This window comes from Albidovulum aestuarii, assembly GCF_029961185.1.
In the GTDB taxonomy this organism is placed as follows: domain Bacteria; phylum Pseudomonadota; class Alphaproteobacteria; order Rhodobacterales; family Rhodobacteraceae; genus Albidovulum; species Albidovulum aestuarii.
In genome coordinates, this window is the sequence record NZ_JASBQQ010000001.1 from 866,205 (window position 1) to 888,711 (window position 22,507).

The window sequence follows — 22,507 nt, forward strand, 5'->3', positions numbered from 1 at the left end:
CTCACCAAATTTCTGCCTCTGCCAGAGGCTACGGCCTTTTGTCAAATCGCCGTGCGATATCCAGTAGAACCTCGTCTTTCCCTGGCCTGCCCATCAACATCATCCCAATGGGAAGACCATTTTTCGAGACGCCTGTAGGCAGACTGATACAGGGCAATCCTGCAAGGTTACCAAGCCAGCAGAACCACGTCATACTATCTTGTGTAGTGACATTGCGTCCGCCGAATTTCTGACGATCCTCGCCGTGGCGCGGTGCGACGACAGGCAGCGTCGGGAGGGCCAAGGCATCCCAGTCGCCGAGTCCATTCAAGAGAAGGTCGCTAAACCGCGCGCGCAGTTTCTGGGCATGCAGTGCCTCTTGCGCTGTAAGTTGTTTCCCTGCTTCCAAATGTGCTCTTGTGACTGACGAGAAGCCGCTGTCAGTGCGGGAAAGCAGGGCTTCGTGAAAGGATGACGCCTCGACATGCAAAATGGTCTCCCAAGCCGCAAAGTAACTGCACATGTCAGGCAACGAAGCATCAGCCACAGTGACATCCGGCGCAGACAATGCGCTGCACACGACTCTGTTCACCTCGTCAGCACGCTCCAGCCCTGCACCGGTGAGGTGGAAAACCCGGAGCTTTTCCGGGGCGGTCTCCGGGCTGAACGGCTTTGCCAGCGTGGTAGACGCATCCCGCTTGTCGGCTCCAAGAAAATAGGGCAGCAGAAGGGCGATGTCATCCAAACCAGCTGCGATCGGCCCCGGCGCGTCCAGCGACCAACTCAGTGGCAGAACGCCATGCCGAGACGCCCTCCCGTAAGTGGGCTTGAACCCGTAGACACCACAGGCAGATGACGGAATCCGTACAGACCCGCCTGTATCACTGCCAAGGGCCGCTCCGACAATGCCAGCGGCAACCGCCGCTGCTGAACCGCCGCTGCTGCCACCAGTGATATGCTCCTGGTTATGCGGGTTGCGCGTCGCACCGATACTCGACGTGGAGTTTGTCGCGCCGAATGCCCATTCGTGCATGTTCGTCTTGCCAAAGATGACAGCGCCAGCGGCACGGAGGTTGGCGACAATAGTTGCGTCCATACCCTTTGGCTCCAACGGCAGAGCGTTCGAGCAGGCAGTGGTGGAATAGTCCTTCGTAAGATAATTGTCTTTGACCGCGATTGGCACACCATCGATGGGACTGAGGGGTTTGCCCGTCTTTCGCCTCTGGGTTGCCGCTTTGGCTTGAGCGATGACGATTTCTTCGTCTATTGCGACGAACGCATTCAAGTCGGCCAGTTGCGTTGCGCGCTCAAGAGACTGCTTTGCCAGGGAGTCGGGCGTTTGCCGTCCCTCTGCCAAAGCGACAACAAGCTCGGATAAGCTCTCACTTTTCGACACTGCTTAGAGCCTCCGGTAAAAAAATATGGGCCGGTTCACTGAACTGATCAACTTTCAACTTCGAAAGCCCACTGCGAATGCGTGCCAGAGTTGCCTTGATGCGCTTGAGCTGATCCTCGCTGAGTTGATCTGGCATCTCACACACCCAACAATTCCTGTTGCAGCTCTTTGTCAGCGCGCAGGCTGTCGCGATCCGTCTCTATACTGATCGTGCCTTTTTCCATCACGTAGGCGCGTTCCGAAATCGACAAACAAAAATCGAGGTTCTGTTCAGCGACAAGAATTGCAATTTTATGCTCTTCGTTGATCCGTTTTAAAACCCCGGCCATTTCGTCGATGATCGAGGGTTGAACACCCTCGGTCGGTTCATCGAGCAGAAGAATTTTCGGTCGTGTTGCGAGGGCCCGGGCCAAGGCCAGGACCTGTTGTTGTCCGCCGGACAATCCGCCCGCGAGATCGTTGGCCTTGGGTTGCAAGAGGGGAAAATCCTCCAGTATCGCCGCGACGGTTTTCTTTGCCTCAAAGCCATTTGATGCTGCTGCAACGGCGATGTTCTCGGTCACAGACATCCGCGGGAAGACGAACCGGCCTTGAGGTACGTAACCCAATCCAAGGCGGGCCCGTTTTGCCGGTGATGGCGGCGCTGTTTCACCGGCAATCTCGACCGAACCTGACGTCGCCTTGATAAGTCCTGTCGCGTAGCGCATCAGAGTGGATTTCCCGACCCCGTTACGCCCAAGAAGGGCAACGATTTCAGCGGCGTTCACGTGTATGGAGACATCCCGAATGATAGTGGTCTTTCCATATCCACCAGTGGCGTTCTTGATCTTAAACATGCTCGCCTCTCCCCAAATAGATATCGAGGACAGCATCGTTCGCTCTGAGCGTCTCAATATCCCCTTCTGCAAAAAACTCGCCTTGGTGGAGCACAGTCACATGTCCTTCCAGCGTGCGCACGAATTCCATGTCATGCTCGACGACAACCACCGTCGTATGCTTGGCCAAGGTACGGACCAGCAAGGACAGCTCGCGAGTTTCCTCATTTGTCATGCCCGCGGCTGGTTCATCCAGAAGCACGACACGAGGTGCAAGACAGAGCACCATTCCGATATCGAGCCACTGCTGCTGACCATGTGAAAGAGCTGAGGCCTGCACAGACTTCTGTTCTTCCATGCCCAACATCCCGAGAATGCGGGTCGCGGTTTTATCGGCTTGTACCGTGTCTCTTGTGCGTGCAAAAGCTGCGATCCAGAGGTTTTCCATCACGGTGTTTTCACCAAAGACCTGGGGTTTCTGGTTCTTGACGCCCATCCCCTTGTGAACCCGCTCGAAGATTGCCGTCTTCGTAATGTCGTCCTTGTCGAGAAGGATCTTGCCACCTTCGGGGCGATAGATGCCCACGCAGGTTTTCAAGAACGAGCTTTTACCCGCACCGTTTGGCCCGATGAGTGAATAGGGCCGACCGGATGCAAAGTCGAGCGAGACCTTGTTGACCGGAATTACGCCGCCAAATCGCTTGAAGGCTTCATCGGTCGAAAGGTTCTTCGCGGGACCGGCCTGGGCTGCGGCCTCTTCGAGAATGCTGTCGAGCACTTCGGTGTCGATCTTCACTGCCCCTGCACTACGAGCGGCATCGTTGGGATCAGCCAGGAACTTCTTCCAGAGAGTATCCAGTGCACCCAGAAACCCGTTATGCAAAAACATTACCAAGAGGATGAGTGTCGTGCCGAGGATCAAAGTCGTTTGACCGCCTGCTGCTCCACCGCCAAGCCAGAATGAAAGACCCCCGATGATAAGGGCACCCAAGAAAGGCCCGGCGAGTGTTCCCAGGCCGCCCACCAAGACATAAATCGGAACGAGAAGTGCTTCCTGGACGGAGAAAATCGATGGGTTAAGGTAGTTTGCCCACAATGCGAAGAGTGCGCCCGAAAGCCCTGCAACGGCACCTGAATAGGCAAAGTTCAACAGCTGATATTTGCGGATATCGTAGCCCAGAAGCTCCGTTTTCTCGATATCGATGCGAATGCAATCCACGATCTTGCCGAAGTTGCTTCGCATTAGCCAGCGCGTGAAGAAATAGACTGCTGCGGTGACGACGACGACAGTTGCGAAGGCCTCGTTCGGACCAAGCTTTTTGGCTTCGGAGCCAAACCCCAGAATGATCCCGGGGATGTTTGAGAGTCCGTTGTCGCCGCCGATACGGGCTTCACCCACGTCCAATTTGAAAGTCTGGGTCACCGACCAAAGCAACAGGGTAAAAGTGTAGGACAGGATCGTGCTCTGCAACTCACCCATGCGAGAGTAGAAGATAACATAGCCGAGGGCGACCGCGATCAGAGCGCCGAAAACAGCCGCGGATGGTAAGGCCCAGATCAAAGTCATGCCGGACGACGGCGCTAAGTTGATCGCAATGACTGCGCCAAAGTAACCGCCCAATCCGTAGAAGGCCGTCTGAGCCAGGCTGAGCAGACCTCCACGCCCCCAGATGACATCCAGGCTCAGACCCAAAAGGCCAAAGATAACCCAGGATGTGGCAACGAAAGCGAGGTATGGATTCAAGGTTCCAGACAGAGCCAGTGCGATAATTGTGGCAAGCGCTGGAAAGATCAGGCCTGCATTTTTATGGAGTTTTTCAAACATATCCGATGGCCTCTAAAGCTTTCGGCGCCATTTGGCGGAAATACCCATCGGGTAGAGCCAAAGCAGAATGGCGGTCACGAGGAAGAAGAAGACATCGCCAACCACGGATGTCATGAAACTGGCGGTCACGGATGCACCGCCGCCGAGGCCAAGGGCTGCAAGAGCACTCCCCGTCAATGTGACCGGCCCGGCTACGACAACCGTAAGGAAGCCTTTTACAGCGAAGAAAAGGCCCATCGAAGGCGTTGCCGGAATGATTGGAAGCAGGATTGCACCCGCAAGCCCGGCGAGGCCACTCCCGATCGCAAAAGTCATAGTATTGACCCGAGACGAGTCGATGCCAATCGCCTGAGCCATTTGCGGCTGCTGGATTGAGGCTCGGGCCTTCATTCCATAGACCGTGTGCGTCATGAGCAAATAGATAAAGGCGAGCATGACTGCCGCCACGAAAATCATCAGGATCGGGTATACTGCGAGGCTGTAGTCACCGACTTTGAAACTCCACTGCGGCATCCCGATGCCGGGCGACACAGTTCCGAACAATAGAATCGCAACCTGGTTGAAGACCATGCCAAGGCCCCACGTTGCCAGCATTGTGTCAAAGAGCCGTCCATAGAGCTTGCGTATGATCAACAACTCGACCACTGCGCCGATAATCATGGTCGTGACCACGGCAAAGGGTATGGCCAGCAGAAATGGAAGCCCGATCTGTGTCGCGGTCAGTGCCGAATAAGCTCCGACCATGATAAACTCGCCATGCGCGAGGTTGATCACTCCCATCAGGCCATACACAACGGCAAGGCCAAGCGTGGCGATCAACAGAATGGATGCGCTAGATAAAGATGACAGCAAAACTGTCGCCAAGAAATCGAGTTCCATGGATCCTCCCGAAGCTGGGGCAACCTTCGAGGCCGCCCCTTTTGTTGTGTGGTGTCGTTTAGTTTTCTGGGGTGAAGTGCTCTACCACATCAGGATTATCCACCAAGTTGCAGATCTCATTTTCAAACGTCGGTGCAGTGTCCGTGAAGGTCTCGACGATATCGAAACCGTTATTGGCGTTGCCACGCGCGATGTACATATTCTGCCGCAGGTGGTGCGAACCTGGCTCAAGCGTGACCGTGCCGTTTGGGGCTTCGTAAGAAATCCCACTTTGCAGTGCCGCGATCACCTCATCGGTGTCGGTCGTTCCGGCCTGATTCGCAGCCGCGGCCCAAAGATGGACAGCGTTCCAGACGTCTACGGATCCGGTAACCACCGGCGTGTCGGTTCCATAGGCTTCTTCCCATGCTGCGAGAAATTTGGCGTTGGTCTCGCCTGAGGCAGAAGGGAAGTAATTCATCACTGACATATAGCCCTCGCCCGCCTGTGGTGACACGACGATCTGCTGGTTGCCCGAGCCGTAATTCGTGGAGATAAGGCCGATGTCTTCTTTCAGACCAGCCGCCGCGAATTGTTCAAGGAAACCCGTTTGCGCAGAACCCACGGGAATTGCGACGACAACATCTGGTTTCGCGGCCTGAATTTTCTGTATGGTTGGCGCATAGTCTGTCATGGAGAGGGGGAGATAATCTTCTCCAACAACCTCGGCACCGAGCTCTTCCGCATACTTGTGAATCCAGTAACCGGAAATCGTGCCAAAATTGTAGTCAGGAGCCATGATATAGACGCGCGGACCATAATTTTCGACAGCCCATTTCATCAGAATGCTCAACTGCTGGGAGGCTGACGAACCGGTCACGAACGTGTTGCGATCGCAGGCACCGCCCTCGTAGAGCGACGAATAGAAGTAAGGGATGTTCGCCTCGCGCAGAATCGGGCGGAGGGCCTCTCGCGAGGAACTGGTCAAACCCGCGAACATGGCCGAAATTCCATCCCGCAGGACGGCGGTTTGTGCGAACTGAGTGTATTTGGAAAGTTCAGACTGAGCGTCATACCCGACGACAACGATGTCTTCGCCATTTACTCCACCGGCTTCGTTGATGCTGGCAACAGCCAGATCAAGCGCTTGGTCTTGTTGTATTCCGTATATGTTCAATCCACCGGAGAGGTCGAATATCGCGCCGATCTTGACCTCGGCAAAGGCGGCGGATGTGGTCATCGTCAGTGCGGTTGTAAGGCTCAATGCCGCTAGCAGTTTGTTCATAGCTTACGCTCCCTGAATAAAGACAGGCTGAACCAGACTCGCGGCGGGAATTTCATTGAGGATAATCACAAGCGTCCCGCTAGGGCGTCAACGTCCAGCTGTGTCGCTTGGTGATTTTATGTGCTTCCTAGCACGCGGCGATGATCTGCACTTTTCATTGGCTTTGTCAAGTAGCTTAACTTTGTCAAGTAGCTTAAGCGCCCGGTCGCGACTGATGCCATGCCGAGTGGATCTAAGAAGGCTTCGGCGGCGTGCTCCAGGTCGACGGCTATGCTGGCTACAACCGGTTGCTCGCCCCTGATCGGGTCGGCCCCGATATCCGGCTGGCTTTCTGTTGGGCGCTCGCCCGGCGCAAGCTGGTCGAGATCACCCGCACCGGCCCGGCGCCAATTGCGGAAGAGGGCGTGAAGCGTATCGGCGACCTCTACCGCGTCGAGGCTGAGATCCGGGGGCGTGATCCCGTCGCCCGCCGCGCGGCGCGACAGGAACGCTCCGCACCGATCGTCGCAGACCTCGAAGCCTGGCTCACACACCATCGCGCCCGTGTCGCGACTAAATCGACACTGGGCGAGGCATTGAAATACATGGCCAAATACAGAGACGGCCTCTGCCTGTTCCTGACCGATGGCCGGATCGAACTCGATAACAACACCGTCGAGCGGACAACGCGTCTCATCGCGTTGAACGTAAGCGTTCGGTCTGACCGCTATCCGTTCCAGAGCCAGGGCAGCAGATCGTCGACCTTGGTGATCTTGTAGTCGGGGATGCAGGCGTGTCAACGCCGCCTGAACTTTCCCCAGAAGTGCCGAAGTAAAATTCCCCACTCTGACGGGTCCGGTAATCAGCCGGTTTCAGGGATTGGCGGCCCCGTTCTTGGGTGGGCGACCGCGGCGCTTCGGCGGCGGTGGCGGTGTGATGCGGGCGTTGGCCCTGACATGCTCGGGGATGAGGTCCGCCCTCCACGGCGCAACAGATCCGTCAGTGGGTCGGCGGAAAATCCTTCTGGCGCGCGAAACGCGACAACCGTATCCTTCGTCATGTGGCATATCCTTTTCTCTGCGAGAACTGCGGCGCGTCAACAACGCCTTGATATGCCACCCAATCTCCCCGTCACCAACTTTCAGCTATAGCTCCCTTCGTGATCAGGGAGATGGCTGGGCCTGTCTCGCTTTCGTTCCGCCTCAAGTGCTCGTTTCGAATGCGACAGCGCTTTTCCATTGATGCATTCGAAGATCGCCATCTCAGCTTGCCGCCTCGTTTCCCATGACCGCCGCCAGATCAGTTCGGCCTTGATGGTTTTGAAGAACCCAAGGCGCGGTCTTGACATACCGCAAGGTGAATGGTCTATTGTTCATCGGGCTGGGAAGCCGATCAAATTCCGACCGGCAGTCAGCGCGTCGCACGAAGTGATGGCAGGTCAATTTGGTCCTGCGGCTGCGCCGCTCCCGAAATCCCAAATCTCTCTCGCCATTTCTTTGTGCTAGCTGCGTGTCGCTTACTTCACGAAGCCAAAGAGGAACACATCATGGCAAAAATCCAGAAAACCCCGTTTCACGCAGTTGGCGAGAAGATGGGAGCGGATATGAGAGAGCTTTTCGGTTACTATCTTCCGTGGCACTACAACCCGGGACCGGAGGCGGAACACCTTGCGACCCGTGACAAGGCAAGCCTTTGCGATCTTCATTATATGGCGGAATTTTCGGTCTCTGGACCGGACGCTTTGAAATTTGTCCAGCAGGTGGCCACGGCGAACGTGTCTGAGCTGAAACCGGGCTCGATCAAGTACTCGACCTTTTGCAACGCCGAAGGCCAAATGATAGATGACGGAACGATCTGGTGTTTCGAGCCTGATGAATACATGCTGATCACGGGGGACGAGACCGATTTCTCATGGTTTCAAGAACAGGCCGATCGCTTTGACGTCAGTATTAAGAACGTGACCGATCAACACACCACACTTGCGCTGCAAGGACCGAACTCGCGTCAGGTCTTGCAGCAGGTCACGTCTGCGCCGATAAATGACATCAAATACTACAAATTCATCAAGGGCGACGTGGCCGGTGTTGCCTGTGTGATTGCGCGTATGGGCTACACTGGCGAGTTCGGGTTTGAATTGCACTGTGATCCTGAAGAGGCCGAGAAGGTCTGGAATGCTCTGTTCGAAGCCGGAGAGAAACACGGTCTTGTTCCTCTGGGGCAGTGCGGGCTGGAAAGCGTCCGTCAGGAGGCCGGCTACGTCCTGGTCGGCAACGAGCATAACAAGCAGACCAATCCGTTGGAAGCCGGCCTGGGCTGGACGGTCGATTTCAACAAACGCGATTTTTGCGGAAAGGCCGCGCTGGAGAAAATCCGGGATCAGGGGATCAACCGCACGCTGGTATGGTTCGATGTTCTGGACGGTACGGTCATAAGCACCGGTGATGCCGTAATCGCCGGTGGAAAGGAAATCGGCCGGGTCACAAGCGGATCGTACTCTCCGGGCCGGAAGAAGGGCACCGCGATGGCCTATGTCGCGACGGAATACGCAATAAGCGGTGTTTGCTACGATCTGAAGGACAAGGCTGCCAGCCATTCTGCGAAACTGTCCCTAGTGCCCCTGTTCGACCCTTGCAAGGTCAGAAGCAGAACGTTCGTTCGGTAATTGACAAATCAGGCGGGCGGATAAAACTCTATGTACTTGTCATCAAAAGACGAAGAGCGACTGCGCTTGTTTCTTGCGGCAGAACTCGCCCGCCGCCGAAAGGCTCGCGGATTGCAACTCACTTACCCCGAGGCCTATGCCCTTATCGCAGACGACATTTGCGAGGGTGCCCGAGACGGCAAATCGGTTGCGGAACTGATGTCACTGGGCACACTAATCCTGACCGAAAGCGATGTGTTGCCAGGCGTTTCGACACTCCTGGAAACCATCATGGTCGAGGCTATGTTCGAGGACGGTCAGAAACTGGTTTGTGTTCATAATCCGATACAGAAAGCAGATCTTCCGGCCTCAACGGAAATACCGGGAAAAATCGAGTTCGCCGACACGGATATAGAGATCAATTCCGGCCGAAAGGCAGTCGAAGTTACTGTTGTGAACACTGGTGATCGCCCGATCCAGGTGGGTTCGCATTTCCACTTTTTCGAAGTGAACAGCGCTCTCCGGTTCGATCGGTCATTAGGGTACGGTCGTCGGCTTGCAATCCCCGCGGGCACGGCCGTTCGATTCGAACCTGGTGCGGACATGACCGTACAACTGATTGAGTTTGGAGGGAAAAAGGCTTTTAGCAAGCCAGAAACGATTGAAAAGGGCGACGCTGAAACGACTTGAGCCATGCCGGACGGAAGATGTCGTTCCTATGACTTCCCGAAAGCATGGCGGTGATAACAGAAAAGAAAAATCAAGATGAAAATCACACGCCGCCAATATGCTGATCTCTATGGTCCTACCCGTCGAGACAAAATAAGACTCGGAGATACGTCTCTTTGGATCGAAATCGAAGAAGATCTGACGGGAAAAGGCGATGAATTGGTATTTGGCGCTCCCAAAACCTTGCGAGCGGGTGCAGGCGCAAACGTAGACACCTTATCGCGCTGCGGTGCACTGGACCTTGTCATCACAAATGCGATCATCGTTGATCCGATTTTGGGAGTGATCAAGGCCGATATTGGCATAAAGAACGGACGTATCGCAGGTATCGGGAAGGCTGGCGACCCCAACATAATGGATGGCGTGGCTCCGGACCTCATTGTCGGCCCGTCCACGGATGTTCGTGCGGCCGAGGGGCTGATCGCTACCGCCGGGGGAATTGACTGTCATGTTCACTTTATCGATCCAGGACAGTGTGGAGAGGCGCTTTCGTCCGGAATCACCACGCTCATCGGCGGTGGTCTGGGCGCGACCACGGTACCCATTGCATCGACCGGCGTTCAAAATCTGGCAATCATGCTCAGAGCCGCAGAGGATTTTCCGCTCAATTTCGGTTTCTTCGGAAAGGGCGGCTCATACACGGTAGAACCGTTGGCCGAGCAACTTCGAAGCGGTGCCGGCGGGCTGAAGATTCACGAAGACTGGGGGGCCATGCCTCCGGTAATCAATGCATGTTTGGAGGCCGGCAATGAATTCGATGTTCAGATACAGTTACACGCGGATACCCTGAATGAAGCCGGCTATCTGCAGTCAACCATGGAAGCGATAGCGGGCAGAACGATCCATGCCTATCACGTCGAAGGGGCGGCAGGCGGACACGCGCCTGATATTCTTGAAATTTGCGGATACGAAAACGTACTTCCCTCGTCAACCAATCCGACCAATCCATACACAATAAATACGTTCGATGAACATTTTGACATGACGATGACAAGTCACCACCTGAACCCGAGGGTTCCCGAGGATATTGCGTTTGCTGAGTCGCGCATCCGTCATGAGACCATAGCCGCCGAGGACGTTTTGCACGACATGGGGGCTATCAGCGCAATGGGGTCCGATTCCCAGGGCATGGGGCGCATCGCAGAGACGATCTGCCGGACTTGGCAGCTTGCATCGCACATGAAATCCCAGCGCGGTGCGCTGGACGAGGATCGGCCCAACGGAAACGATAACCAGCGCGTGCTTCGCTACATTGCGAAGTACACAATCAACCCGGCAATAATTTTCGGCATGGCGGGTGAGGTTGGCTCACTTGAAGTCGGCAAGATGGCTGACATAGTGCTCTGGAAGCCCAAGTTTTTCGGAATTCACCCCGAGATCGTTTTCAAGGGCGGTTTTCCGGTCTGGGCGGTTATGGGCGAGCCAAGCGCTTCGTTGATGACTTGCGCACCGCTGCAATACAGGCCTCAATGGGGGGCATTCGGCCTTGGCAACGCCGAATTGTCGGCCACATTCATGGCAAAAGTGGCCATCGATGACGGAATTCCGGAAAGGCTTGGACTACGCAAGAAATGTTTGCCTCTGAGTGGAGCGAGGCAACTCTCGAAGAGAGATATGATAAGGAATTCCACCCTGCCGAAAGTACGGGTCGACCCGGAAACCTATCGGGTTACAATTGATGATATCGAATGCGATCACAAGCCCATGGCCAAAGTGCCACTTGGCCGCCTTTATAGCCTCCGGTGATGGACAACATGAAAAACGAGTTGATACGAATAGGAATTGGCGGGCCAGTGGGAGCTGGGAAAACCCTTCTGATCGAAAAGCTGTTACCAAAGATGATTGCGGACGGCCTGAACGTCGTCGTGGTCACAAACGATCTCGTGACGAAAGAGGATGCCGCTCGGTTGAAAGACAGCGGCCTGATAGATCCCGATCGCATCGTGGGAGTGGAAACTGGAGCATGTCCACACACCGCGATCAGAGAAGACCCGGCGGCGAACTTGTGCGCCGTCGAGCGTTTATCCAGTCTCTACGATCCCGATATCGTGTTTGTCGAAAGTGGCGGTGACAATCTGGCATCGACGTTCAGCCCGGACTTGGTCGATTACTGGATTTTCATGATAGATTGCGCGGCCGGTCACGATATCCCGCGCAAGCGGGGGCTGGGAGTCCTGAAGGCCGATCTGGTCCTCGTGAACAAGGCGGATATCGCCGCTTTTGTCGGTACCTCGCTGGAAAAGATGGCGCAGGGTATGGAAGAAGTACGACCCGATCGAGCATGGCTGATGTCCAGTCTCCTGAACGACGAAGACGTTCATTCGATCTACGAGACACTGCGGCAGCAACTCCCGTTTAAGAGGCGGGCCGATGCTGCCACAACTTGACCTGCACTATTCAACGATAAAAGAAGGGCGTACTGTCCTTCGGTCCGGTTATTCGCGATTTCCCCTAAGGCACAGTCCCGAGTTACACCTTTCAGAGTCATTGCCGAGTTTGGCGACGTGCTTCATCACCAACAGCAGCGGAGGGATGTTCGAAAGGGATCAGCTTGAGGTCTGTGTCAGACTGGACGCCGACTCAAAGCTTCAGCTTTTGAACTTGTCAGCAACGCTTCTTCACAAATGCAACCAACTGGCATCACGTGAAACTTGTCGGTTCGAAATCGGAGACAACGCGTACTTTGAAATGGTCAGGAAACCGCTCATTCCAACATCAGGTTCCGACTACGAGCAGAACAGTTATCTGGAAATCGGGCGCGGGGCCATCGCGGTTATAGCCGACACGGTTTTCTCGGGGCGGTATTCTTCTGGCGAACGTCATCGTTACAAGGCAATAAAATTAGGACTGGATGTCGTCTTTCAGGGAAAGCGACTTGTGTCTGAACGAAGTGGTATGCGCCCGTGTGGTGGTATTTCCGCTCTGAGGTCTGAATCCGGGTGGAATTGCATGAGTACGGTTTACTGCATCGGTATCGGTCCCGACTGGAAAGCGGTCGAGCGCGAGACAATCCAAGCTCTGAACGATCCGATGTTGGAAGTCGGCTGTCTTCCAAACGACTCTGGCTTGATAGCGAGATTTTTGTGCCGCTCGTCGGGCGCCGCCTCGGATCGCATTGAAATGTTCGTAAATTATTTTCGGGAGCGTTTCGCCGAAAGTCTCGTGAAAGGAAATGACACGCAATGATCATCGTTAATCGAATTGAATTGAGCTCCGAGCAACGTGGTCCACTAGAGACAGATGACCGAGTTGCCATCGACTGCTTTCAGGCCTGCCGCAACCGGCTGGCGGTGAAGTCCGAGGCTGGGCGCCAGCTGTTCATTGAGCTCGATAAGGACGCCTATCTGGAAGATGGCTGCTGTCTTGTCTGCGAGAACGGACAGCGCGTCTTGGCGTTTCGCCCGAAGGAAGCCGCGTTTCGCCTGGGTTTTTCAGATGCACTGGACGACGAAAAACGAGAGGAGATGTATTTCGCTATAGGACACCAGCTTGGGAACTTGCACCTTCCCTCCGAGGTCGTTGACGGTGATGTTCTTGGTCCATCAGTAACCGGTCGCGACTCGATTAGCCGTGTGGCGGAAGCGTTCTCGGAACTCTTGAGTTTGACATTTCTGGATACCCAATTGGGGCTTTACCGGCCGCTTTTTGGAATCCGGGGAGGGCATCATTGAATAGCTCCTCGGCGTTACAAGTGCTGTTGCATCTCAGCGACAGCGCGTTGCCCATTGGCAGACTTGCGCATTCTTTTGGATTGGAACCGTTAGTCATGTCGGCGCTGATTGACTGCGAGGAAGCGGTGCATGACTATCTGGTCAGCAAACTGCGCGACTGTATCGCGCCTCTCGATGGCGTTGCCGTATCCTGGAGCCACAGGTATCTGTGTCAAGGCGATCTGCCGGCTATCCATACGCTCGACGAGTTGGTAACGTGCCGAAAACCTGTTCCTTCGATGAGGGCAGCGTCTGAAAACTGCGGTCGCGAATTGCTCCGTCTGTTGGCTGATATTCCGATCTCACCGGATTTCGCACTTTTTTCAGATCAGGTTAGACTAAAAAAATGCGGGGTAAACCTCTCCGTCGTGATTGGTTCGGCCTCTGCCGCAGCAGGCATTGGACTTCGTGACTGCGTGGTGATGGAAATGCGGTCGGCCGCTTCGGGACTGTTGTCGGCAGCAGTCAGGTTGGGCACCCTGTCCGCTTCGAATGCTCAAAGCATGCTTTGGCAACTGGGTGGAAGTATCGAAGAAGCCGCCGATATCGCACTGAGTTTGGAGCTGGAAGCAATGGCGGGCTGGCTTCCCGATGCAGATGCCTATTACCTAAAACACAAGCAGCTTTTGGGTCGAAATTTCGGCAGTTGAGTAAGCGATATCTAGGCAGCAGCTAGTGTTGAGCACCTGACACAAGATTCCCATCGGCGTTCTGGTGTGCCATTGTCGCGTCATGAGACGCGATGACATCTGCCTTTACCTGAATCCCGATGACCGTGCGCAGCTGCAAGCCCTGGTCACCGATCGCAACACCCCGCGCAAGCTCGTCTGGCGGGCCGAGATCGTGCTGGCGACGGCGGACGGCCATAGCACTTTCGAGATCATGCGGCGCGCGAAGACCTCGAAGCCGACCGTCTGGCGCTGGCAGGAACGTTTCCTCGACGAAGGCGTGGACGGGCTCAGGCGCGACAAGACCCGGCCGTCGCGGGTGCCGCCGCTGCCTCGGGAGACGCGCCTGAAGGTGATCGCGAAGACGGTGCAGGAGAGCCCTCCGAATGCCACCCACTGGAGCCGCAATTCGATGGCCGCGGCCGTGGGCATCTCGCCGTCGAGCGTGGGCCGCATCTGGGCCGAGGCCGGTCTGAAGCCGCATCTGACGAAGTCTTTCAAGGTCTCGAACGACCCGATGTTCGAGGAGAAAGTCACCGACATCGTGGGGCTCTACCTCGACCCGCCGGAGCGGGCGGTGGTGCTTTGCGTCGACGAGAAATCGCAAATCCAGGCGCTCGACCGGACCCAGCCGGGGCTCCCGCTCAAGAAGGGCCGAGCGGCGACCATGACCCATGATTACAAGCGCCACGGCACGACCACGCTGTTCGCAGCACTCGATGTGAAGTCGGGCATGGTCATCGGCGACTGCATGCCGCGCCACCGGGCCAAGGAGTTCTTGGCCTTCCTGCGCCGCATCGATCGCGCCGTCCTCAAGCCGCGCGACATCCATATCGTGCTCGACAACTACGCGACCCACAAGACGCCCGAGGTGCAGGCATGGCTGGAGAAGCATCCGCGGTTCAAGCTGCATTTCACGCCCACCAGCGCGTCCTGGCTGAACCTGGTCGAGCGCTTCTTCGCCGAGATCACAACCCGGCGCATCCGCCGGGGCAGCTACTCCAGCGTCGACGATCTCGAGACCGCGATCTACACCCATCGCCCACCCCGGCCCAGGCTGTGCGGTGAAGAAGCCCTTCATTGCCGGAATCGACGAAACGGGAAGATTCCGAAAGCTCGGTGAGCTCAATCCCGTTACCGTTCAGGTCGATGAGGATGGGGTGGTTCTTCGCACCATGTGGATCATGCGGGTCGACGTCATCGCCCCTTTGCGATGGATCGCTCCATCTTCCCGACGATCCGCCGCTTGAGCCGCCTGTTAGGTTGTCCGGACGCGGCATTGGACGTGGCGATGTAGCCGGCGCTGATGGGCCATACCCCATCGGACTCTGTGCAGTTGCTCCCTCACCAGGACGCGAATACGCGCCTTGAATTCCCACGTTTCCATCAAAACCAAGTAAATCTGCAAAAGCACGAAGATGGCCGCCAATGCTCGCACGAGCCGCGCCGTCTGCCGACACCGTTCCATAGTGATCAAGGAAATCTTTTGAATAGGCAGAGCCCGGACCAGTATGGCCTCCGTACCACCTGTCCACATATCCATCCGCCCGAAACGATACATCACTAATTGGAACACGGAAGGGGCGGTGGACATGTACCGGAGCCGAGGCCGGGGATGAAATCGGGGCAGTGACGCCAATCTGGTAGCCGATTGACAAACTGCTTAAGCTTACCGACGGGACGCCATATGACAACACGACCGGGGCGGTCAGTGAAGAAGGAGCCCCGCCGACAAAGGGGCCATCGTATGGTCCTACGCCAGTGCCAGCCACGTAGCCGGGACCACTCGTGGCAACGACGCCAACTGAGGTCGGCGCCCCGCCATAATAGGGCCCATCATAAGGGCCCACACCGGTTCCGGCGACCCAGCCGGACCCGGAGGTTTGGGTGCCTGAATAATCATAGTGAGCGCTGGGATTGACCCGCTGCGTCCCGGCAGGTGTCTCTACCGCAATCGAGCGTGCATAGTCATGACGAGCTTGAGGAAGGGAATATTCCGGAAACGTACCGTCATCGAACTCAATCCCATTGTAATTTGAAGCCGCACCTGCAATGGAATCTTCCGGTCCCGCATTAGGGTAATTGCCGAGCCTATGTCTCAACTCAAATTCCGCCGACAATCGAATTCCGATAGCCGATTCACTCAAATAGGAATCTAATTCAGCGCCAGTTTCTAAGTGCTGTTGAATTGCTGAATTGGCCAACTCTACGCTCATTTTTTTAATTACTGAGCGAGATGCCCCGGAAGGGGTAGCACCATAGATCTCATCGACAAGAGAAGCTAATTCTTTTCCTATATTTTTTATTGTGTCTCCAGTTCTGTAATATCTCTCGACAGCATGTGAGAATGATACGACATCCTTCAATTCCGTGTCCGTCATGCTTCTCATGCGCGATATATCGGTTGAAAAAAATCTATCTCTATTCATCTACTTCTTGGCGATATTATATTTGACAAACCCAAGTCGGAGGCTTAGATTGGTGGCATAGAAGGAAGGCCACCATGTCCGTCCTCAGCAAAGCCTACATGTATGACGAAGCCGCTGCGTTCGCGCACGTCGAGGCGATGCTCTGGCCGCAAGGTCCGGTCTGCCCGCATTGTGGCAACAGCGAGCGCATCTATGTTCTGGCGGGTGTCCGCTCCAAGGCCAGCAGGAAGCACCCGGAAGGTATCGAGCGCCACGGCCTGAAAAAGTGTGGCATGTGCCGCAAGCAGTTCACTGTGCGGATCGGCACGATCTTCGAAGAGAGCCATGTCGCCCTGCACCTGTGGCTGCAAGCGATCCATCTGATGTGTTCCTCCAAGAAGGGCATCAGTAGCAATCAGCTACACCGCACCCTTGGCGTGACGCTCAAGACGGCATGGTTCATGTCTCACCGCATCCGCGAAGCGATGCGCGACGACACGCTCGGCACCTTCGGCAACCGCGGTGGCGTGGTCGAGGTTGACGAAACGTTCATTGGCCGCGAGCCGGGCAAGGAAGTTAAGCGTGGTGTCGGCCACAAGATGAAGGTTCTGACCCTTGTTGACCGCACGACCGGCAAGGCCAAGTCCGTTGTCGTGGACGACCTTAAGATCAAGACGCTACTTCCGATCCTTAAGGCCAACATCGCCGCAGAGGCTACCGTCTACACCGACGAGGCGATGCAGTATGACAACCTGCGCGACCACTTCGCCGCGCACGAGTCCGTCAATCACGGCGCTGAGGAATACGTCCGTGGTGGCGTGACCACCAACACCGTCGAGGGCTACTTCTCCATCTTCAAGCGCGGCATGAAGGGCGTGTATCAGCACTGCGGAAAGAAGCACCTGCACCGCTACGCTGCCGAGTTCGCGTTCCGCTACAGCAACCGTGTCGCGAACGGCCCGACTGATACCGTTCGCGCCGGTTTAGCACTTAACGGCGTGGTAGGGAAAAGACTGCTTTACCGGGACTCACTCGGCGCATAGAATCTGCGCCACAGGCGCAGGAGCTATGCTTGGCCAAGCTAAGGATCAGATTCGTCATCAACAAGGGCCGCCAAGGCGCGCCCCTGGGGAAGCTTGGCTCGATACAGATTCAGGCCGACAAGTTCCTTCGGGCCATCTCGGTGGACTGTGGCGTTCCGGCGAAGCCTGGAGAGTGGCTGGCCGCTGATTTCGCAAATGGCTCGGTGATGTTCGATGCTACCTACCAAGGAGCGGTAGACCCCGGCATAGCGCAGGTCTTTGAGTACAAGATGGAAGTCTTGGCGGACTTTGACTCGGAACGGGACGGCCTCAATGGCATCATCAGGGAAAGCACCGCGCTCGAATATGCCAAGATTGGGCGCCTAATCGACCCTGACGAGGAAATTGGCATTGAAATCTTCCCCCACCGTGGCGGCATGCCGAAGCGGCGCACTATAACCTACCAGAAGTCTCAAACGCTGACTGCAAAGGTAGAAGCGCCAATTCCTGCTTATGGATCGGTGCAGGGGGTTATTCATGCGTGGGTCAAAGGCGCTGCTCAGCCCTACGTGCAGATTCGAGAGCTTTCCACCAATGAGCTTGTAAAGGTCGAATATTCGCAAGCGCACTATTCGCAGATTTCCAAGGCGATGGAAGAAAAGAACGCCGTTGTGATGGTTTCCGGTGAGTGTTCCTACGATCAAATCACCCACGACATTCTCAGAATGCGGTTAGATCGCCTTTCCAAAACGGCCAACCTGACCACTTTGGACTTTGACGCTCTATTCGGTTCTTTCCCAGAGTTTGACCAAGGCGATCTCTGGGAAGACGCGTCGTAATGAGCGATCAAACTCACGTCTACATGGATGCCTGCTGCTTCATCGAGGCCGTGAAGTCTGATGCGTCAATAAGCATGTCATCGGAACGCGAGGGCGAGGTTTGGTATATCAAAAAGCTGCTCCAGGCTCACCGTGACCGGGAGATAACCGTCTACACGTCTGTGATCTCGATTGCGGAAGCTGTCCATGCCGGTACCACGCCGGTGCCTGATAACGTCCAACGAGGGTTAGAAGCTCTTTTGACGTCCGGACAGTACGTGCATCTTGTGCAAGCCACTCCGTTCATTTGCATTGATGCGAGAAATCTTCGGTGGGTAGACGGCCTAACACTCAAAGGGGCTGACAGTGTGCACCTTGCATCGGCGATAGATCGGTCTTGCGCCGAGTTCTTGACTTTGGACGGTCGTTTCGAACGCGTCGAAAAGCACCGTGATGCCCTTTCAGGTAAGGGCCTTTCAGTGGCATTGCCTTCTCAAGGGCGGTGTCTTCCTGAAAAGTATCTTCAGGGGAGTTTACTCGATGGCCAACAAATCCAGTAGTACACAACCTGACCGCTTCCGCGAAGCCGCTCGCGCCCTTGAGTGCGACGACGACGAAGATCACTTCGACGCCAAACTCAAGAAGGTCGCCAAGGCCCAGAAGCCGAAGGACGATGAAGGGAAAAAAGACTGATGGCAGGTCAAATCTACCACTTGGCGGAGCAATATGTGGCGGACAATGCAGCGTCCTATGATGGGCAGCCGGAGGAGCAGGCTGTCGTTTCGTTGGCGGATGCCTGTCGCAAGTACCTCGATGGAGAAGGCTGGAATGCCGCAGACTATGGCGTCGATCTACACCAGATCGCTCGTGAAGGCTTGAAGCGGCGCCGATACGGCTGACTGGTCGGGTTTGTCAAATATAATATCGCCTACTTCTTTCCAGCTAATAAAATGACTCATGCTTTATTTGTGTCTTTAATTTTCGCAAACCGCTATAATATAATCTCGTAACAAAGCAGAAAAACTTTCACGCCCCGGCATTTCGATAAAAAGAGTCGGATCATTGGCTGGAGTATCCTCTAATCGATCCCCGCTGCAATACTCGATGTCTTCTCTTGCAAGTACATGATCTGTCGGCGCGCTGTCAGCCCTCGAATCTCTAGGATAAAAGGTTATTGCGTATAAGCCATTGAATTCACTCTGATAAACTTCTCCAACCGACCGCAAATCAATTGTCTGAGATACGGATTGAATTTTTGTCGGGATGCAATACTCAACTTTGTACTCATATTTGATTCTGAGATTGCACTCTTGTATTTCAGCAGAAATGCTGGGCTCATTGACAGATAGCTTGCTCGAAGTTGACGAGATCAGGCTCGAAATCTGCCGCGAAAGTTCGTCATCCTTCCCAAAAGAAATAGATATTGACGAAACAAAAAAGGCAGTCGCTAAAAAGAAATTAGCCCATATGTTGCGCGTCAAGATGAAAGGCCTTTTAGTAAACAAGTTTCGCTCCACTGCTACTATGGGATTAAGAGCACGGTGATTTTGAACCTCAGCCTGTCAAAAACCTGTACTTCTTCGTTTCCACACTCCGCGAACACGTGGAAACGGAATGCCGCGCCCTCAAATTCATTGCCTTCAACCTTCGATCACAATCTGCCCCACACCACAGCGTGTGGCAATACCCATATTTCCCGCATACAGAGAATTTCCGATCCGGAGACAATCCCGCCCGCCCCGCACCGCTGTCCGGCGCGCCGCATCCCGCCTGAACCCGTCGCTGCACTTGCTTGCCCCCCCCAAGGCGGCCTCCTCGCCGCAAAGCCAGACGGCAAGGCGTCTGCAATGTGGATCGGCGTGGAATAAGGGCTCTGTCTGACCACTCTGCCATGCGCACTCCATCAGCCTCATACGCAACATAACATCTATTCAAATTAGATCAACACAATTGTTGTTTTTGTGATTACTGATAGACGGACCGCACCGGGACTGATGTGGTGATCTACGATGCGCTCATTGGTGCAGCCGCAGCGAAAGCCCTCAAATTCGCGCGATCTGTGAGTTCGCCAGACACCAGACTTTGTCGCTGCTGCGAATGGCGTCTAAGCGGGTTGCGGCCGCAGCATTCATGAGGAAGGTCGAGTGACCGGAACGGGCCGGGACACGCCTGATCGGGTGTTCAGTTCCGCCCACAACACTGCTTGTACTTACGGCCCGACTCGCAGGAACACGGATCGTTCCGCCCTGGCCGGGGACCGGCCTTGAACGGCATTTCCGAGCGTTTGGCGGGGCTCTGTTGCACAAATCCCTTAAGGGATTCATCTTGTGAATCCAGCGTGGTAGATGGGATGCATGAGCAGACCCACACCCCCGACCTACAAGACCAGGAACTGGCCGGCCTACAATGAAGCGCTCAAGCGCCGTGGCTCGCTGACCGTCTGGTTCGACCCCGAGATGAGCTGGGAGGCCGCGGCGTCAGGCAGGCGTGGCCGCCGGCAGAGTTACAGCGATGCTGCCATCCAGACTTGCCTTTCAATGAAGGTGCTGTTCGGCATGGCGTTGCGCCAGACGACCGGGTTTGTCGAGAGCCTGCTGCGCCTGATCGGCCTGGACTGGACGGTGCCGGACTTCAGCACCCTGTCCCGCCGCCAGAAGACCTTGGCCGTCAACATTCCCTACCGTGGGGCCAAGGGACCGCTGCACCTGCTGATCGACAGCACCGGCATCAAGGTCGAGGGCGAAGGCGAATGGCACGCGCGCAAGCACGGCGGCGCCAAACGGCGCGTCTGGCGAAAGATCCATCTCGGGATCGACGAGCAGACGCTGGAGGTTCGGGCCGTCGAGATCACCGGGAGCCATATCGGCGATGCACCCGTCCTGCCTGACCTGCTCAGCCAGATCCCGGCCGAGGAGGAGATAGCGAGCGTCACCGCAGACGGTGCCTATGACACCCGCAAATGCCATGATGCCATCGCCGAGCGCGGTGCTCATGCTGTCATCCCACCGCGAAAAAATGCGAAGCCGTGGAAGACCGTCACCGCGGGTGCGGTGGCCAGAAACGAGGCCCTACGGGCGGCGAAATACCTCGGCCGCGCGATCTGGCGAAACTGGAGCGGATACCACCGACGAAGCCGTGCCGAAACCAAGATGCACTGCATGAAACTGCTGGGGCAGCGCCTCATGGCGCGAGACTTTGACCGGCAGGTCGCGGAAGTTCAGCTCCGTATCGCCGTCATGAACGCCTACACCGCGCTTGGCATCCCTGTCACAGAGGCCGTGGGCTGAATCCGTCCGGGGAAAGGGGAACCTCGGACATCAGAGGCTTTGTGCAACAGAGCCCCAAATAGCCATCAAGTTCGCTGAGCGTCATGGGCATGTTCTCGACGGGCAACGCATGCAACAGCGCGCTGAGACGATCGAGCTCCTGGTCGGACTGGTCCATGACAAACTCCCGGTGACGCAGTGAACTTTTACTCAGTGCAGAGCGAGCCCGCAATCCGCGCAAGATCGACCTCAAGCACTGGCCCAAAACCGCTGCGAACACCATCAATGTCTGGTATGATGAAGCTGCGATGTGGCGTTCGATTGAATGGTCAAGGTCCGCTCCGGGCCGATTGTTTCAGCGGCTAGTAGAGGCAGGCTGGAGCAGGCGCCCGGTCTTCGCGTTGGTGCTGTTGGCTATTGCCTTGCGCATGCGCTCGGCCGGCGTCTTGGCCGGTGGATTGATGTGCGCCAGCGGCGCTCCGAGCGCCTTGGCGATGCGTGTCAACGTATCGTCGCGACCGGCACCTGTCGGTCCGGCTTCGATCCGGGCAATGGCCGCCTGGGTTACGCCAACTTTGTCTGCAAGCACCGCCTGGGTCACGCCTGCATGGCGCCGCCACGCAGCAACGGGGTTGAGTCCCAGCTTCAGATACTGCTCGACATCGTCAGGGATATTCATTGCTTCCTCCTCGATCTTGGCCACCGCGCTCTCGGCAAGAGAACAAACGGCGTCCCAATCTTTGCGCCGGACGATCACCATTTCCGTCCCGTCAGGTGTTATGAAACCCTGCGTCTCGAACTCTGACCACTCTGCCATGCGCACTCCATCAGCCTCATACGCAACATAACATCTATTCAAATTAGATCAACACAATTGTTGTTTTTGTGATTACTGATAGACGGACCGCACCGGGACTGATGTGGTGATCTACGATGCGCTCATTGGTGCAGCCGCAGCGAAAGCCCTCAAATTCGCGCGATCTGTGAGTTCGCCAGACACCAGACTTTGTCGCTGCTGCGAATGGCGTCTAAGCGGGTTGCGGCCGCAGCATTCATGAGGAAGGTCGAGTGACCGGAACGGGCCGTACATCGAAGCAATCTTTGGGGC

Annotated in this window: 22 protein-coding genes and 2 pseudogenes; 15 read left to right on the forward strand and 9 right to left on the reverse strand. The window is 55.9% G+C overall.

Annotation, left to right across the window (positions count from 1 at the left end; translation table 11 throughout):
* Positions 1-28 precede the first annotated feature (28 nt).
* The 6 genes from QKW60_RS04435 to QKW60_RS04460 are packed head-to-tail and all read right to left on the reverse strand — an operon-like array spanning position 29 to position 6,158.
* Positions 29-1,375, reverse strand: coding sequence for an amidase (locus QKW60_RS04435; protein WP_282366763.1), 1,347 nt, complete (start codon positions 1,373-1,375; stop codon positions 29-31).
* Positions 1,362-1,511 (reverse strand): hypothetical protein, encoded by a 150-nt coding sequence (locus tag QKW60_RS04440; protein ID WP_282366765.1) that lies wholly within the window; start codon positions 1,509-1,511, stop codon positions 1,362-1,364. Before QKW60_RS04440 ends, QKW60_RS04435 begins: the two co-directional genes overlap by 14 nt.
* Before the next feature lies 1 nt (position 1,512).
* Entirely contained in the window at positions 1,513-2,211 is a 699-nt protein-coding gene (locus tag QKW60_RS04445) for an ABC transporter ATP-binding protein (RefSeq protein ID WP_282366767.1), read from the reverse strand.
* On the reverse strand, positions 2,204-4,015 hold the full coding sequence (locus tag QKW60_RS04450) for an ABC transporter permease subunit (protein ID WP_282366769.1): 1,812 nt from the start codon (positions 4,013-4,015) through the stop codon (positions 2,204-2,206). Before QKW60_RS04450 ends, QKW60_RS04445 begins: the two co-directional genes overlap by 8 nt.
* A gap of 12 nt (positions 4,016-4,027) precedes the next feature.
* Positions 4,028-4,894: a branched-chain amino acid ABC transporter permease gene (locus QKW60_RS04455; RefSeq protein WP_282366770.1), complete on the reverse strand. Its 867-nt coding sequence runs from the start codon at positions 4,892-4,894 to the stop codon at positions 4,028-4,030.
* Positions 4,895-4,952: 58 nt separating this feature from the next.
* A complete protein-coding gene (locus QKW60_RS04460) occupies positions 4,953-6,158 on the reverse strand; it encodes an urea ABC transporter substrate-binding protein (RefSeq protein ID WP_282366772.1) in 1,206 nt (401 codons plus the stop codon).
* A gap of 236 nt (positions 6,159-6,394) precedes the next feature.
* Between QKW60_RS04460 and QKW60_RS04465 the strand changes: the two are divergent.
* The 14 genes and pseudogenes from QKW60_RS04465 to QKW60_RS04530 all read left to right on the forward strand — a co-directional run.
* Positions 6,395-6,844 (forward strand): annotated as a pseudogene (locus tag QKW60_RS04465) (IS66 family transposase); the annotation flags it as partial.
* Between the two features lie 839 nt (positions 6,845-7,683).
* Positions 7,684-8,799, forward strand: coding sequence for a glycine cleavage system aminomethyltransferase GcvT (gene gcvT / locus QKW60_RS04470; RefSeq protein ID WP_282366774.1), 1,116 nt, complete (start codon positions 7,684-7,686; stop codon positions 8,797-8,799).
* Between the two features lie 30 nt (positions 8,800-8,829).
* On the forward strand, positions 8,830-9,468 hold the full coding sequence (locus QKW60_RS04475; RefSeq protein WP_282366776.1) for an urease subunit beta: 639 nt from the start codon (positions 8,830-8,832) through the stop codon (positions 9,466-9,468).
* Positions 9,469-9,543: 75 nt separating this feature from the next.
* Positions 9,544-11,253 (forward strand): urease subunit alpha, encoded by a 1,710-nt coding sequence (gene ureC / locus QKW60_RS04480; protein WP_282366778.1) that lies wholly within the window; start codon positions 9,544-9,546, stop codon positions 11,251-11,253.
* An 8-nt stretch (positions 11,254-11,261) separates the two neighbouring features.
* On the forward strand, positions 11,262-11,894 hold the full coding sequence (gene ureG, locus QKW60_RS04485) for an urease accessory protein UreG (RefSeq protein WP_282366780.1): 633 nt from the start codon (positions 11,262-11,264) through the stop codon (positions 11,892-11,894).
* Positions 11,878-12,693, forward strand: coding sequence for an urease accessory protein UreD (locus tag QKW60_RS04490; RefSeq protein ID WP_282366782.1), 816 nt, complete (start codon positions 11,878-11,880; stop codon positions 12,691-12,693). Before ureG ends, QKW60_RS04490 begins: the two co-directional genes overlap by 17 nt.
* Positions 12,690-13,178, forward strand: coding sequence for a UreE family protein (locus QKW60_RS04495; protein WP_282366784.1), 489 nt, complete (start codon positions 12,690-12,692; stop codon positions 13,176-13,178). Before QKW60_RS04490 ends, QKW60_RS04495 begins: the two co-directional genes overlap by 4 nt.
* Positions 13,175-13,867 (forward strand): urease accessory protein UreF, encoded by a 693-nt coding sequence (locus QKW60_RS04500; RefSeq protein ID WP_282366786.1) that lies wholly within the window; start codon positions 13,175-13,177, stop codon positions 13,865-13,867. Before QKW60_RS04495 ends, QKW60_RS04500 begins: the two co-directional genes overlap by 4 nt.
* An 82-nt stretch (positions 13,868-13,949) precedes the next feature.
* Positions 13,950-14,915, forward strand: a pseudogene (locus QKW60_RS04505) (IS630 family transposase); the annotation flags it as partial.
* Positions 14,916-16,388: 1,473 nt separating this feature from the next.
* Positions 16,389-17,336 carry an IS1595 family transposase gene (locus QKW60_RS04510; protein ID WP_282366787.1) on the forward strand — a complete coding sequence of 316 codons (948 nt, stop codon included), beginning with the start codon at positions 16,389-16,391 and terminating at the stop codon, positions 17,334-17,336.
* Between the two features lie 29 nt (positions 17,337-17,365).
* Complete coding sequence (locus QKW60_RS04515; RefSeq protein ID WP_282366789.1) at positions 17,366-18,154, forward strand: hypothetical protein; 789 nt, start codon at positions 17,366-17,368, stop codon at positions 18,152-18,154.
* Entirely contained in the window at positions 18,154-18,693 is a 540-nt protein-coding gene (locus tag QKW60_RS04520; RefSeq protein ID WP_282366790.1) for a type II toxin-antitoxin system VapC family toxin, read from the forward strand. The genes QKW60_RS04515 and QKW60_RS04520 overlap by 1 nt, the downstream gene beginning before the upstream one ends.
* Positions 18,674-18,826: a hypothetical protein gene (locus QKW60_RS04525; protein WP_282366791.1), complete on the forward strand. Its 153-nt coding sequence runs from the start codon at positions 18,674-18,676 to the stop codon at positions 18,824-18,826. Before QKW60_RS04520 ends, QKW60_RS04525 begins: the two co-directional genes overlap by 20 nt.
* Positions 18,826-19,032, forward strand: coding sequence for a hypothetical protein (locus QKW60_RS04530; protein ID WP_282366792.1), 207 nt, complete (start codon positions 18,826-18,828; stop codon positions 19,030-19,032). Before QKW60_RS04525 ends, QKW60_RS04530 begins: the two co-directional genes overlap by 1 nt.
* A gap of 75 nt (positions 19,033-19,107) precedes the next feature.
* On the opposite strand, the gene QKW60_RS04535 is transcribed toward QKW60_RS04530, so the two are convergent.
* Both QKW60_RS04535 and QKW60_RS21025 read right to left on the reverse strand, forming a co-directional pair.
* Positions 19,108-19,614 (reverse strand): hypothetical protein, encoded by a 507-nt coding sequence (locus QKW60_RS04535; RefSeq protein ID WP_282366793.1) that lies wholly within the window; start codon positions 19,612-19,614, stop codon positions 19,108-19,110.
* A 700-nt stretch (positions 19,615-20,314) separates the two neighbouring features.
* Entirely contained in the window at positions 20,315-20,407 is a 93-nt protein-coding gene (locus tag QKW60_RS21025) for an SEC-C metal-binding domain-containing protein (RefSeq protein WP_419762642.1), read from the reverse strand.
* Between the two features lie 80 nt (positions 20,408-20,487).
* Between QKW60_RS21025 and QKW60_RS04540 the strand changes: the two genes are divergently transcribed.
* Positions 20,488-21,420, forward strand: coding sequence for an IS5 family transposase (locus QKW60_RS04540; RefSeq protein ID WP_282366794.1), 933 nt, complete (start codon positions 20,488-20,490; stop codon positions 21,418-21,420).
* A gap of 334 nt (positions 21,421-21,754) precedes the next feature.
* Here QKW60_RS04540 and QKW60_RS04545 read toward each other — a convergent pair whose 3' ends face one another.
* The gene (locus tag QKW60_RS04545; RefSeq protein ID WP_282366795.1) at positions 21,755-22,216 is read right to left on the reverse strand and encodes a helix-turn-helix domain-containing protein; all 462 of its coding nucleotides are present in this window, start codon (positions 22,214-22,216) and stop codon (positions 21,755-21,757) included.
* Between the last annotated feature and the right edge of the window lie 291 nt (positions 22,217-22,507).

Excerpts from the sequence above, each read along its gene's own strand:
- QKW60_RS04440 (WP_282366765.1), bottom strand. The coding sequence starts at position 1,511 with ATGCCAGATCAACTCAGCGAGGATCAGCTCAAGCGCATCAAGGCAACT.
- QKW60_RS04445 (WP_282366767.1), bottom strand. The coding sequence starts at position 2,211 with ATGTTTAAGATCAAGAACGCCACTGGTGGATATGGAAAGACCACTATC.
- QKW60_RS04450 (WP_282366769.1), bottom strand. The coding sequence starts at position 4,015 with ATGTTTGAAAAACTCCATAAAAATGCAGGCCTGATCTTTCCAGCGCTT.
- QKW60_RS04455 (WP_282366770.1), bottom strand. The coding sequence starts at position 4,894 with ATGGAACTCGATTTCTTGGCGACAGTTTTGCTGTCATCTTTATCTAGC.
- QKW60_RS04460 (WP_282366772.1), bottom strand. The coding sequence starts at position 6,158 with ATGAACAAACTGCTAGCGGCATTGAGCCTTACAACCGCACTGACGATG.
- gcvT (WP_282366774.1), top strand. The coding sequence starts at position 7,684 with ATGGCAAAAATCCAGAAAACCCCGTTTCACGCAGTTGGCGAGAAGATG.
- QKW60_RS04475 (WP_282366776.1), top strand. The coding sequence starts at position 8,830 with ATGTACTTGTCATCAAAAGACGAAGAGCGACTGCGCTTGTTTCTTGCG.
- ureC (WP_282366778.1), top strand. The coding sequence starts at position 9,544 with ATGAAAATCACACGCCGCCAATATGCTGATCTCTATGGTCCTACCCGT.
- ureG (WP_282366780.1), top strand. The coding sequence starts at position 11,262 with ATGAAAAACGAGTTGATACGAATAGGAATTGGCGGGCCAGTGGGAGCT.
- QKW60_RS04490 (WP_282366782.1), top strand. The coding sequence starts at position 11,878 with ATGCTGCCACAACTTGACCTGCACTATTCAACGATAAAAGAAGGGCGT.
- QKW60_RS04495 (WP_282366784.1), top strand. The coding sequence starts at position 12,690 with ATGATCATCGTTAATCGAATTGAATTGAGCTCCGAGCAACGTGGTCCA.
- QKW60_RS04510 (WP_282366787.1), top strand. The coding sequence starts at position 16,389 with ATGTCCGTCCTCAGCAAAGCCTACATGTATGACGAAGCCGCTGCGTTC.
- QKW60_RS04520 (WP_282366790.1), top strand. The coding sequence starts at position 18,154 with ATGAGCGATCAAACTCACGTCTACATGGATGCCTGCTGCTTCATCGAG.
- QKW60_RS04525 (WP_282366791.1), top strand. The coding sequence starts at position 18,674 with ATGGCCAACAAATCCAGTAGTACACAACCTGACCGCTTCCGCGAAGCC.
- QKW60_RS04530 (WP_282366792.1), top strand. The coding sequence starts at position 18,826 with ATGGCAGGTCAAATCTACCACTTGGCGGAGCAATATGTGGCGGACAAT.
- QKW60_RS21025 (WP_419762642.1), bottom strand. The coding sequence starts at position 20,407 with ATGCCGTTCAAGGCCGGTCCCCGGCCAGGGCGGAACGATCCGTGTTCC.
- QKW60_RS04540 (WP_282366794.1), top strand. The coding sequence starts at position 20,488 with ATGAGCAGACCCACACCCCCGACCTACAAGACCAGGAACTGGCCGGCC.
- QKW60_RS04545 (WP_282366795.1), bottom strand. The coding sequence starts at position 22,216 with ATGGCAGAGTGGTCAGAGTTCGAGACGCAGGGTTTCATAACACCTGAC.